This window comes from Bradyrhizobium sp. S3.2.6, from assembly GCF_040546885.1.
Classification (GTDB): domain Bacteria; phylum Pseudomonadota; class Alphaproteobacteria; order Rhizobiales; family Xanthobacteraceae; genus Bradyrhizobium; species Bradyrhizobium cytisi.
The window spans coordinates 138,227-150,005 of record NZ_JBEPOS010000013.1 but is presented as its reverse complement, the minus strand read 5'-3'; the positions used below and the strand labels follow the sequence as shown (position 1 = coordinate 150,005).

The 11,779-nt window shown below is 62.9% G+C and carries 10 protein-coding genes; 8 read left to right on the top strand and 2 right to left on the bottom strand.

Features of this window, described 5'->3' with window-relative positions:
- Positions 1–93 precede the first annotated feature (93 nt).
- Complete coding sequence (locus ABID58_RS22770) at positions 94–1,044, top strand: DUF6492 family protein (RefSeq protein WP_148753327.1); 951 nt, start codon at positions 94–96, stop codon at positions 1,042–1,044.
- 58 nt (positions 1,045–1,102) lie between these two features.
- On the opposite strand, the gene ABID58_RS22765 is transcribed toward ABID58_RS22770, so the two are convergent.
- Positions 1,103–2,170, bottom strand: coding sequence for an endo-1,4-beta-xylanase (locus ABID58_RS22765; RefSeq protein WP_148753328.1), 1,068 nt, complete (start codon positions 2,168–2,170; stop codon positions 1,103–1,105).
- 100 nt (positions 2,171–2,270) lie between these two features.
- Positions 2,271–3,353: a glycosyltransferase family 1 protein gene (locus ABID58_RS22760; RefSeq protein WP_354034774.1), complete on the bottom strand. Its 1,083-nt coding sequence runs from the start codon at positions 3,351–3,353 to the stop codon at positions 2,271–2,273.
- 272 nt (positions 3,354–3,625) lie between these two features.
- Between ABID58_RS22760 and ABID58_RS22755 the strand changes: the two genes are divergently transcribed.
- The 7 genes from ABID58_RS22755 to ABID58_RS22725 all read left to right on the top strand — a co-directional run bounded on the left by ABID58_RS22755 (position 3,626) and on the right by ABID58_RS22725 (position 11,645).
- Positions 3,626–5,062 (top strand): lipopolysaccharide biosynthesis protein, encoded by a 1,437-nt coding sequence (locus tag ABID58_RS22755; protein ID WP_354034772.1) that lies wholly within the window; start codon positions 3,626–3,628, stop codon positions 5,060–5,062.
- A gap of 260 nt (positions 5,063–5,322) precedes the next feature.
- Entirely contained in the window at positions 5,323–6,369 is a 1,047-nt protein-coding gene (locus tag ABID58_RS22750) for a fatty acid desaturase (protein WP_354034770.1), read from the top strand.
- A gap of 224 nt (positions 6,370–6,593) precedes the next feature.
- Positions 6,594–7,826, top strand: coding sequence for a branched-chain amino acid ABC transporter substrate-binding protein (locus tag ABID58_RS22745; RefSeq protein ID WP_148753332.1), 1,233 nt, complete (start codon positions 6,594–6,596; stop codon positions 7,824–7,826).
- Positions 7,827–7,946: 120 nt separating this feature from the next.
- On the top strand, positions 7,947–8,894 hold the full coding sequence (locus ABID58_RS22740) for a branched-chain amino acid ABC transporter permease (RefSeq protein ID WP_354034768.1): 948 nt from the start codon (positions 7,947–7,949) through the stop codon (positions 8,892–8,894).
- A complete protein-coding gene (locus ABID58_RS22735; RefSeq protein WP_354034766.1) occupies positions 8,891–10,183 on the top strand; it encodes a branched-chain amino acid ABC transporter permease in 1,293 nt (430 codons plus the stop codon). The genes ABID58_RS22740 and ABID58_RS22735 overlap by 4 nt, the downstream gene beginning before the upstream one ends.
- Positions 10,180–10,950: an ABC transporter ATP-binding protein gene (locus ABID58_RS22730; protein ID WP_148753335.1), complete on the top strand. Its 771-nt coding sequence runs from the start codon at positions 10,180–10,182 to the stop codon at positions 10,948–10,950. The genes ABID58_RS22735 and ABID58_RS22730 overlap by 4 nt, the downstream gene beginning before the upstream one ends.
- Positions 10,950–11,645 (top strand): ABC transporter ATP-binding protein, encoded by a 696-nt coding sequence (locus ABID58_RS22725; RefSeq protein ID WP_354034764.1) that lies wholly within the window; start codon positions 10,950–10,952, stop codon positions 11,643–11,645. The genes ABID58_RS22730 and ABID58_RS22725 overlap by 1 nt, the downstream gene beginning before the upstream one ends.
- Positions 11,646–11,779 lie beyond the last annotated feature (134 nt).

Genomic DNA, 11,779 nt, shown 5'->3' with positions numbered 1-11,779 from the left:
ATTCGTTTCATTTTACCTTGATTACGAATCGAAGTTTCCAACGTCTCCCCTCGCTTGTATGAGTGTGTTTCGATGGCCATTTGAGCACGTATCATGCATTCTGTTGCCCTGCTGACTGCTAGCTATGCCAAGGATATCGAGCGCTTCTCGCTGCTGAGCGAGAGCATCGACACCTGGTTGACGGGTTACACGCGGCATTATGTTCTCGTTAACGATGAGGACGTGCCGCTGTTCGAGCGGTTTGCGTCCGACAAGCGCGTCATCGTTCCGGCCTCGCGTTACCTGCCGAAATGGCTGTGGGCGCTGCCGCCGTCGCTCCAGTTCATCAGCAATCGCCGTGTCTGGCTGTCGCTGCTGTCATCGCCTGTCCATGGCTGGCACATCCAGCAGATCCTGAAGATCGCCGGCGTGCTCAATGGACCCGAGCAGCGCGTCTGTATTCTTGACTCGGACAATCTGTTCTTCCGCGAGTTCGACGTCGGCCAATATGCCGGTGCGGAGAAAACGCCGCTGTTCGTCACGCGCAAGGGAATCGACGCCGACCATCCCCTGCATGTGCTGTGGCTCCGCACCGTCGATCAGCTTCTCGGTATCAAGGAGCGCGCCTTCCCGGCGGACGATTATGTCGGCAACGCGCTGGTCTGGGACAAGGACGCCGCGCGCGCGATGACCGGCGCCATCAAGTCGGCGACGGGCCTCAGCTGGGCCTTGGCGCTGTGCCGGAAGAAGAAATTCTCCGAGTACCTGCTGTATGGAAACTTCGTCGCGAACTCGCCGGAACATCTGGCGGCACACCGGGTGAGCGAAGACAGTATCGCCGTCTCGCACTGGGACGACACCCGCCTCGATCGCGCGGCGATCGAAGCCTTGATGGCCGCCGCATCGCCAGAGCAGGTCGCGCTCTGCATCCAGTCCTATTCGTCGACCTCGATCGACGACATCCGCGACGTCTTCCGCCTGAATTCGCGCGACCGCCGCGGTCCCAGCCTGTCTCCCGACCACATGGGCGACACGACCGCTTTCGAGACGCCCAAAACCGGCTAAAGCATGATCCGGAAAAGTGTGCAGCGGTTTTCCGAAAAGATCATGCTTAGGCAAAGCCTCACAGGTCCTTCGTGAACTTGCTGATGACGTCCATGAACGGCTTCGGCTTGAACTCGCCGTCGAGCGGCAGCGGGCGGTTCGGCTGCTTGTCGCTGCGGGCGAAGGTGCCGTTGATCCAGCTGTAACGATCGGAGATGCCCCAGGTCAGGATCGAGCGTGCCGGTCCGCTGGTCGCAATTGCCGTCAGCAGATCGTCGACACGCTTGGCGACGATGGCATCGCGCTCCGAAGCACTTCCCGTCAGCTTCTGATCGTCGACGTCGAGCTCGGTGACGTAGACCTCCAGGCCCCACGCGCGGAGCTCGGTGACAAACTCGGCGAGCCCATGGGTGTCGATCTCGAGCTCGGCATGCAGATGCGATTGCAGTCCGACCGCGTGCAGGGGCGCGCCCTGGTCGAGCAGATTCATGATGAGGTTGCGGTAGGCGGCGCGCTTGGCGATGAACGAGTCCTTCGCCGACTCGATATCGTATTCGTTGATCGCGAGCTTGACGTAGGGATCGGCCGCGGCCGCGGCGCGGAAGGCGAGCGGAATCCAGCGGTCGCCGAGATGCTGCGTCCAGAACGTGTTGCGCCGGTCGGTGACGCTTTTGGGATTGTCAGGGATGGGCTCGTTGACGACGTCCCACGAGGTCAGCTTGTCCTTGTAGTAGGAGACGACGGTGTTGATGTGATCGACATAGGCGCGCTCGACGCCTTTCGAATCCTTGATCTGCTTGGTCCAGTCCGGAATGTCGTGATACCAGGCGAGCGCGTGGCCGCGCATGGTCAGGTCGTTCTTCTGGGCGAAATCATAGATGGCATCGGCGCGCTCGAAGGCGAACGTGTGCGCGTCCGGCCGCAGCATCGGCCATTTCAGTTCGAGCACCGGCACCACCTGCGTACAATAGGTGCTGATGGCCTCGCCGAGCCGCGGATCAGCCTGCAGGTCCCAGAGCGTGGCGGCGGCGCCATAGCCCGGACGGCGCTGCGCAAGTTTCGACACCGGAAGTGCTGACGCCGATACGCCCGCTGCGAGCGTTGCGGCGCTGCCGAGGAGAAATTCGCGTCTGTCGAGCTTCATCACGTGGCGGCCGCCCTTTCGGAACCAACGCGCCAATGTACCAAGCGGCGCCTTGCGACGCCGCGGTTTCCTGTTGTTGGGTTAACTTTCGCGAACGGTCTTGTCAGCGCGCCTGACGCTGCACCGCCTCAGCGATCCCGTAATAGTGAAGCGCGCCCTTTTCGAGCGTCAGATTGTCCATCACATAATCGCGAGGTGCGAAGTCGCCCGCGATGACCTGCGACCAGAAGTCGCTCCAGCCGGCGACGAAGCCGTTCGCGTCGATGAACGTGCGGCCGCAACGTGCGTCGAAATAGGGCACCGAGGACACGCCGCCTTCGTATCTCACCTTGTCCGGAAAATACTCCGGATCCTGCCACGGCCCGCCGCGATTCCACGCGAACACGGGCACGCCGCTCGACAGCGCCTGCTGACAGGCGATGCCCTGGCTCTCATGCTCGCAGAGGAACACCATGCTGCGGCAGCGCGCCAGCGCCGCCTTGTAGTCGTCTTCCTTGTAGTGACCGTAGCGGATCACCTCGACCGAGCGGCCGCTGGCTTCGAGATGCCGGCGGATCGGTTCGATCAGCTCGCTCCCGTAGCGCTCGTGCTCCCAGCGCACCTTGTCATAGAGCAGCACATCGACGCTCTTCTGCTCGGCGGCGGTCTCGGTCCACACATCGGTTTCGATGCCGACCGGCCAGACCTCGACATGCGGCCAGTACGGCCGGCACATCTCCGCGTACCAGTCGCAGGGCACCAAAATCGTCTTGTGCAAGTCTTTCAGATGCTCCGGTGCATCCACGGGATGGTTGTACATGGCGACCCCCAGCAAAAGCGGGTTTTGCCAGGCGAACCAGTCGAGCACGAAGGGACGCCCGATGATGCAGGCGAGCTCGTCCGGATGCTTGCGGATGTAGCCGTAGTCGTTGACGCGATAGCGGATCCCGACCCGGTCGAGCCCGGCACGGAGATTGAGGAACACGCGCCGCTGGCCGCTGATCCAGGACTTGCCGAGCAGCATCCGCCGCAGCAGCGGCCGGATGTGGCGGTCGCCCGGAAACCAGCGGTCGTCCCGCTCCTCGAAGAACAGGTTGAGCGTCATCCGCTCGTCCCGGTCGGCGGGGGCGGCCGGAACCAGAGACGCATCCGTCCCGCCATGGGGCACGGAGGCGGGGTTTGCCCGCACACGCTCGGCAACGTCCATGTCAGTCACGTCCATACTAAGAGAAAGCCGGGCGACGCCTTGAAATCATGGTTTCTTTTCGGTGATCGGGTCGGTCCGTACAAGGACAGGGCAAATTTAACGCTAACGCGCGAAACCGGGGAGGCCACCCCATTCGGCGGCCGTTCTGCAGACTTAAATGACTATCCTGGGAGATGCTGCGGCGCAGTCCGATCGTCAAGCCTTCGATCGTCAAGCCAAAGTCCAACTGATTAACGGCCGCTCGATTTCAAGGCCGCCGGTGCCGTGCACGCATGCTGAATCGCCATTTCTCCATCTATCTCGTTGCCTACATCCTGCCCGCGGCGGTGGGCTTCTTCGCGGTCACCGCCTACACGCGGCTGCTGACGCCGGCGGAGTACGGCGTCTATGTCGTCGGCATCAGCATTGCCGGCATTCTGGGGGCGATCTTCTTCGCCTGGATCAAGCTGTCGGTGTCACGCTACCAGGCGATGTCGTCGGAGGTTGATTTTCGCGGCACGGCGATGGTCGCATTCGCGCTGACGGTCGTTGCCATGTGCGCCGCGACCCCGCTGGTGTTCCTGTTCCGCGGCGATGTCAGCGTCGAGCTGGTGCTCGCCAGCATGTTCGTCGCGATCATGTCGAATGCGGTCGATGTCGGCCAGGAGTTCGAACGTGCCAAATTGCGCCCCTATCGCTTCGCGGCGATCTCGATCGTGCGCAGCGTGTCGAGCGTGGGCTTCGGCCTGCTCGGGATCTGGCTTGGCTGGGGCGGCATGGGCCTGCTCGCGGCGTTCGGCCTGGGCTCGCTGACCGGCATCATTCTCAACCTCGTTGGCGATCGCACGAAGATCGCGCGCTTTCAGCGCAGCCAGTTCATGCAGCTGGCGCGCTACGGCCTGCCGCTGACGCTGGCCGGGCTTTCGGTTGCGCTCTACTCGACCAGCGACCGGCTCATCGTCGCCTGGCTGCTCGGTAGGGATGCCGCCGGTATTTTTGGCGTCGCCGCCGATCTGCCGCGCCAGTTCATGGTCATGATCGCCTCCAGCGTCGCCGCAGCCACCGTGCCACTGGTGTTTCGTTCGTTGTCGGAAAAGAACAACGAGACGACACGGGAGCGCTTGACCGAGAGTCTCGATCTGCTGCTCGTCGTCGTCGCACCCGTCGCGGTCTGGCTTGCGCTCGCATCCGACCAGGTCGCGGGCACGCTCGTCGGCGTCGATTTCCGCGCCGGCGTGTCGGCACTGTTGCCGACGCTGGTGCTCGCCCGCTTCTTCGGCATCGCCAACCAATTCTACGTGCAGATCAGCTTCCAGCTCGCCGAGCGGCCGTTCATGCTGGCGGCGCAGTCGTTCCTCACCTTGGTTGTGAGTGTGGCGTTGATGATCGCACTGGTAGCGGGCTACGGCCTCTACGGTGCGGCGCTGGCGACGCTGGCGACCGAGGCAATCGGCTTCGTTGTCGCTGTCACGCTGATGCACCGCGCCCATCCCGTGCCGTTCGACCTCAACCGGCTTGCCGGCGTCGCGGCATCGGCAGCAGTGATGGCGGCTGCGATCCTCATCGCACGCGCACAGGTCGGCGGCACCGGCCTCGTGTCGCTGATCGTCGTGAGTGTTGCGGGCGGCCTCGCCTACACCGCCGCCGCGTGGCTGCTGAATGTCGCGAATGTGCGGACGTTGTCGCTCCGGTTCCTGCGGACGTTCAACCACAAGGCGCTCGGCGTCTAGCCGCGGGCCGACGCCGCCCGCCCGCATCGTCGGAACAGGAGGGTAGCCCGCATCTGATTGCAATCGCGGTGGGCCGTACTGTCCCGGGAAATTCGGGGGTGGATGTTGGATATTGGATTGTGCAATACTGCTCGGCAGGACATTCGCGCTCGAATCAATAAGAGAGTGTTTGGAAGCGCGACCTCAGAGCCACTGCCGAAGGCGTTCGTGCGCGGGAAGCGTGCCGTCCTGGGCGGGCATTTTCAGAAAGCAGACTAGATATGGCTCAAAGGATGCCGGAAATCCGTGCATTGGCGCAACTGCTCGGCCGTTATCGCGAGCCCGACAGTACGCGCGGCGTCCTCGAACTGGCAGTCACGGCAGTGCCGTTGCTGGTCATCTGGGCCCTGACCTGGAATGCTTTTGACAATGGCTATTGGCTTGGCTTGCTGCTCGAGGTGCCCGCAGCCGGCTTGCTCGTCCGCCTCTTCATGATCCAGCACGATTGCGGACACGGCTCGTTCTTCCGCAGCCGGGTCGTGAACGACTGGGTCGGCCGGGCCATCGGTGTCGTGACACTGACGCCTTACGATTATTGGCGGCATAATCATGCGCACCATCATGCGAGCTCCGGCAATCTCGATCACAGGGGTCTTGGCGACATCGATACGTTGACCGTCCGCGAGTTTCTCGCGCAATCTCGATGGCGTCGGATGCTCTATCGTCTCTACCGGCATCCCATGGTGATGTTTGGCGTCGGTCCTTCATATTTGTTCATCCTGAAGCACCGATTGCCGGTCGGGAGGATGCGCGGCGGCTGGAAGCCCTGGTTGAGCACGATGGGCACAAATGCTGCCATCGCGGTTCTCGTCGCCGCGATGATCCGCCTGGTGGGCTATGGGCCGTTCCTGCTTGTGCATCTGCCGATCATAATTCTGGCGGCGTCGATCGGTGTCTGGCTGTTCTACGTTCAGCACCAGTTCGAGGACACGTACTGGTCCCATGACGAAGGCTGGAGTTTTCACGAGGCTGCGCTGCATGGCAGTTCCCACTACCATTTGCCGGCTGTCTTGCGATGGTTCACGGCCAATATCGGCATCCACCACATCCACCATCTCAGCAGCAGAATTCCCTGCTATCGACTGCCGGATGTGTTGCGGGATCATCCGCAGCTCGCTGGCGTCGGACGAATGACCCTGCTCCAGAGTCTGCGGTCTGTGCCGCTGGTCTTATGGGATGAGGAGCGCCTGCGGCTCGTCTCCTTTGCGGAGGTAAGAGCCCGGTCCATGCCCGATCTGCCCGTGATCGCGGACTGTTGTAACCTGTAGCCGGCACCCACCGGCGTTGCCGCGCGGTGCCTATTTCTCGTCACGGAAATTTCTGCAAACGCGATAAGCCACCGGCTTTTACATTTTGCGGTAGCGGCAGCCGGAGCCATGCCTTGCCGAGCTTGTCAATCAAAGCCCGTTCTGCTCAGTAGGAGTTTGAAATTGCGCAGCAATATGCGCATGCATCTATCGACTAAAGTCGAAATTCAGCGAGGAAACAAACAATGCGCAAGCTCACTTTGGCCATTGCCGTGATCGTCCCGATGCTTGGTCATGCAGCGTCGGCCGAGGACAGCCTCAAGATCGGCTACATCGATCCGCTCTCCGGCGGCGGCGCCAGTGTCGGCGAGGGTGGCTTGAAGACATTCCAGTATCTGGCCGACGAGCTCAACGTGAAGGGCGGCATCCTCGGCCACAAGATCGAGATCGTCCCGCTCGACAACAAGACCAATCCGCAAGAGAGCCTGGTTCAGGCCCAGAAGGCGATCGACGCCGGGGTTCACTACATCACCCAGGGCAACGGCTCGTCCGTGGGCGCGGCGCTGTCGGACTTCGTCACCAAGAACAACTCGCGCAATCCCGGCAAGGAAGTCCTGTACTTCAACTACGCCGCCGTCGATCCGAGCCTGACCAACGAGAAGTGCAGCTACTGGCATTTCCGCTGGGATGCGAGCTCCGACATCAAGATGGAAGCGCTGACCAACTACATGAAGGACACCGCCTCCATCAAGAAGGTGTACCTGATCAACCAGGACTATTCGTTCGGCCAGTCCGTTCGCACCGATGCGCGCAAGATGCTCGGAGCCAAGCGGCCCGACATCCAGATCGTCGGCGACGAGCTGCATCCGCTGCTGAAGGTCACGGACTTCTCGCCCTACATCGCCAAGATCAAGGCGTCCGGCGCCGATAGCGTCGTCACCGGCAATTGGGGCCAGGATTTCGCGCTGCTGCTCAAGGCCGCAGCCGATGCCGGGCTGAAGGTCAACTGGTACACTTATTATGCCGGCGGCGCCGGTGGCCCGACCGCCATCAAGCAGACCGGTCTCGATGGGCAAGTCTTCCAGATCACCGAGGGCTTTGCCAACTCCGGCAACAAGGCCGCGATGGACTACGAGAAGGCCTTCCGCGCCAAGGTGAACCTGTCGCTGTGGTATCCGCGTGCGGTCAACGAGATGCGGATGTTCAAGGCCGCGGCCGAGAAGGCCAACTCGATCGACCCCGTGAAGGTGGCGGCGGCGCTCGAGGACCTGAAGTTCGATGTCCTGGACGGTGGCCAGGGCATCATGCGCAAGGACGATCATCAGTTCTTGCAGCCGATCTACATCTCCTCGTTCGGCAAGCTGACCGAGAGCGAGCCGTTCGACGAGGAGAGCACCGGTTGGGGTTGGCATCTGGTCTCCAGGATCGACACGCCGCAGGCCATGGTCTCCACGACCTGCAAGATGGCGCGGCCGTAATCAGGGAATACGTCGCCTTTCCGCGGCCGCTATCGGTCGCGAGAAGGCGGCCGGAATGCATTTGATCGGTTGGGCGATGTTCACCGGGACCAGCGAGCCCCGGATACCCATGAGTGCGCTGTGCTTGAACTCATTGTCATTTCGACCCTGAACGGTGTGCTGTTCGGCATGCTGCTCTTCCTGTTGTCGAGCGGGCTGACCGTCATCTTCAGCATGATGGGCGTGCTAAACTTCGCCCATGCCAGCTTCTACATGCTCGGCGCCTTCTTCGGCTTCCAGCTCACGAAGTGGATCGGCTTCTGGCCGGCGCTGGTGGTAGCGCCGCTGCTGGTTGGTGCGATTGGCATGGCGGTGGAGCGCTACGGCTTGCGCAACACGCACAAGCACGGCCATGTCGCCGAGCTGCTGCTGACGTTTGGTCTCGCCTTTGCGATCGAAGAGATCGTCTCGATGATCTGGGGCAAGAGCCCGCTCGACTACCGCGTGCCGGCGCTGCTGGATTTCCCGGCCTTCACCATCTTCTCGACCAACTATCCCGCCTACAAGATCTTCATGCTGGCCGTGTCGGTCATCATTTTCGTGGCGCTGCTGATCGTGCTGAAACGCACCCGCGTCGGTCTCATCGTTCAGGCGGCGCTGACGCATCCGCACATGGTCGGGCATCTCGGCCATAATGTCGGGCGCGTCTTCATGGCGGTGTTCGGGGTCGGTAGCGCGCTCGCCGCCCTTGCCGGCGTCATTGCAGGTCCCGCCCTGGTGACCCAGTCCGACATGGCGGCCTCGCTCGGACCCATCCTGTTCGTGGTTATCGTGTTCGGCGGCCTCGGCTCCTTGCCTGGCGCCTTCATCGCGTCGCTCGTCATCGGACTGGTGCAGACGTTCGCAGTGGCGCTCGATGGCTCGCTGGCGAGCGCCTTCGGACCGCTCGATCCGTCGGCGGGACCGTCCGTCCTCACCGACATCTGGAACGTCACGATCGCGCAGGTCGCGCCGATCGTTCCGTACCTTCTGCTGGTGGTCATTCTGATCGTTCGCCCCATGGGCCTGATGGGGACGCGCGAATCATGACCACGGCTACGACTTCGACCTCCAAGGCGGCGGCAGATGCTGCCGGCGGAAGCCTGCGCTTCTACGGCGTCTGGCTGATCGGCATCGTCGTGCTGATCGTCCTGCCGATGATCTTCTCGTCGGGCGGCTCGCTGACATCCTTCAGCCTGATCGGCATCGCGATCGTGTTCGCGCTGTCCTACAACATCCTGCTCGGCCAGACCGGCCTGTTGTCGTTCGGTCACGCCGTGCATTACGGCCTCGGCGGCTTCGCGGCCTGCCACATGATGAATGCGGTGGTGTCGCATGGCTGGCCGATCCCGCTGCCGTTCATTCCGCTGTTCGGCGGGCTGGGCGGCCTCATGTTTGCGATGATCATCGGCTGGGTCATGACCAAGCGCGCCGGCACGGTGTTTGCGATGATCTCGCTCGGCATCGGCGAATTGGTGGCGTCCTCATCGCTGATCCTGCGCTCGGTGTTCGGCGGTGAGTCCGGCATCACCACGGATCGCACCGCGCTGCCGAAACTGCTCGGCTGGTCGTTCGGGCCGCAGCTTCAAGTCTACTATCTCATCGCCTTCTGGCTGGTGTTGTCGGCGATCGCGATGTACGCGCTGACCCGCACACCGCTCGGGCGGATCTGCAATGCGGTCCGCGACAATCCGGAGCGCGTCCAGTTCATCGGCTACGATCCGCACGTCGTCCGCTACATCGCGTTCTGCTTCGCAGGCTTCTTCGCCGGCATTGCCGGAGGTCTTGCCGCGATCAATTTCGAGATCGCGAACTCCGCCTATCTCGGCGCGATCCAGTCCGGCCTCGTGCTGTTCTCGACCTTTATCGGCGGCACCGCGTTTTTCTTCGGCCCGATCCTCGGCGCGATCCTGGTGACCTATCTCCAACTCGGGCTGACCAACCTCACCACGGCCTGGCAGCTCTATTTCGGCATCATCTTCATCGGCATCGTGATGTATGCGCCGGGCGGCATTGCCGGCCTGTTGATGATGCATCGGCCGCTGATCCGCGCCGGGACGCTATGGACGGTGATCCCGTCCTATCTCGTTGCGATCGTGCCGACGGTCGCGCTCGCTTGCGGCGTGATCCTGGCCATCGAGACCGTCGCACGGTTCTCCGGCGGCGACGCAATCAACCTGTTCGGCATCGCCTTCAATCCGACATCGCCGGTGACATGGATCGCGGCGGCGGTCCTCGTTGTCGGGGGCTTCGTCGTCGCGCGGCTGACCTGGCGGCGGATCGCGGAGGCGTGGGACCGCGCCGGCACGGTGGCGCGGGACCGGGGGTATCTCGCATGAGCGGAGCGGTATCTGGAAAGGGCGCAGCCGTCGAAGTCCGCGCTGTCGAGAAGCGTTTTGGCAATGTCGGCATCATCCGCGACCTCAATCTCAGCGTTGCCGAGGGTGAGCGTCACGCCATCATCGGCCCGAACGGCGCCGGCAAATCAACCACGTTCAACCTGATCAGCGGCCACATCGCCCCGACCTCGGGCGAGGTGAAGCTGAATGGCGATGTGATCTCCGGCCTGCGGCCATTCGAGATCAACCGCCGCGGCCTGTCGCGCTCGTTCCAGGTCACCAACGTGTTCGCGCGCATGACGGTCTGGGAGAACGTGCGCTGTGCCGTGCTGTGGGCCACGGGGCATCGCTACGCGTTCTGGAAGAACGTCGACAGCCTGCCGGAGGTGCGTGAGCGCACGGCTCGGATTCTCGACGACATCCATCTGACGCATCGGCGTGACGTGCCGGCGGGTCTTTTGACCTATGCCGAGCAGCGCGAGCTCGAGATCGGCATCACCATCGCGAGCGGCGCCACCGTCGTCATGCTCGACGAGCCGACCGCCGGCATGAGCCACGCCGAGACCGACCGCGCCGTGTCGCTGATCCGGCGGCTGACCGAGGGCAAGACGCTCGTGATCGTCGAGCACGACATGAGCGTCGTGTTCGGCCTCGCCGACCGCATCTCGGTGCTGGTCTATGGCCACATCATCGCATCGGGCACGCCGGAAGAGATCCGGCGCGATCCGAAGGTCAAGGAAGCCTATCTCGGCGAGGAAGCGCACTGATGCTCGAGGTCAGGGATCTCCACGCCTATTACGGCAAGAGCCACATTCTTCAGGGCGTCGACCTCGATGTCGGCGCCGGCGAGGTCGTGAGCCTGCTCGGCCGCAATGGCGTCGGCCGCTCCACCACGGTCAAGGCGATCATGGGTGAGGTCGCCCCGCAAGGCACGATCCGCTTCAAGGGCAAGGACATCGCGGGCCTGCCCAGCTACAAGATCGCCCACCTCGGGCTCGGCTATGTGCCCGAGCATCGCGACATCTTCCCGAGCCTGACGGTTCGCCAGAACCTGCTGCTCGGCATCAAGGACACGCGCCGTCCCGGCAAATGGCGGCTGCAGGACATGCTCGACATGTTCCCCAATCTCGCCGCGCGTGCCGATACGGCCGCGGGCGTGCTGTCCGGCGGCGAGAAGCAGATGCTGACGACGTGCCGGACGCTGATGGGCGATCCCGATCTGATCATGATCGACGAGCCCACCGAAGGCCTCGCGCCGCTGATCGTGCAGCAGGTCGGCGATCTCATTGCGCGGATAGCGCAGGCCGGCGTCGCCATCCTCCTCGTCGAGCAAAAACTGTCGATCGCGATGCGCATCTCCAGGCGCGTCTACATCATGGGCCACGGCCGCGTGGTGTTCGAAGGCACGCCGGAAGAGCTCAAGGCCAATGCCGCCGTGCGGCAGGAATGGCTCGAGGTCTGACGGCTGCAAGCCGCGCATACGCATCTGAATTCTAAGCTACATCTCACGCCCGATAATCAAGGTATCGTCCCGCCTGCCGACATCGCGAGCGATGGGGTCGATGATAACCAAAAAACGAAGCGGAGGACGTTGAC

What these genes read in the sequence shown, in the direction of transcription:
- ABID58_RS22745 (WP_148753332.1), top strand. Translation starts at nt 6,594, where the DNA reads ATGCGCAAGCTCACTTTGGCCATTGCCGTGATCGTCCCGATGCTTGGT.
- ABID58_RS22730 (WP_148753335.1), top strand. Translation starts at nt 10,180, where the DNA reads ATGAGCGGAGCGGTATCTGGAAAGGGCGCAGCCGTCGAAGTCCGCGCT.
- ABID58_RS22750 (WP_354034770.1), top strand. Translation starts at nt 5,323, where the DNA reads ATGGCTCAAAGGATGCCGGAAATCCGTGCATTGGCGCAACTGCTCGGC.
- ABID58_RS22770 (WP_148753327.1), top strand. Translation starts at nt 94, where the DNA reads ATGCATTCTGTTGCCCTGCTGACTGCTAGCTATGCCAAGGATATCGAG.
- ABID58_RS22725 (WP_354034764.1), top strand. Translation starts at nt 10,950, where the DNA reads ATGCTCGAGGTCAGGGATCTCCACGCCTATTACGGCAAGAGCCACATT.
- ABID58_RS22760 (WP_354034774.1), bottom strand. Translation starts at nt 3,353, where the DNA reads ATGGACGTTGCCGAGCGTGTGCGGGCAAACCCCGCCTCCGTGCCCCAT.
- ABID58_RS22755 (WP_354034772.1), top strand. Translation starts at nt 3,626, where the DNA reads ATGCTGAATCGCCATTTCTCCATCTATCTCGTTGCCTACATCCTGCCC.
- ABID58_RS22735 (WP_354034766.1), top strand. Translation starts at nt 8,891, where the DNA reads ATGACCACGGCTACGACTTCGACCTCCAAGGCGGCGGCAGATGCTGCC.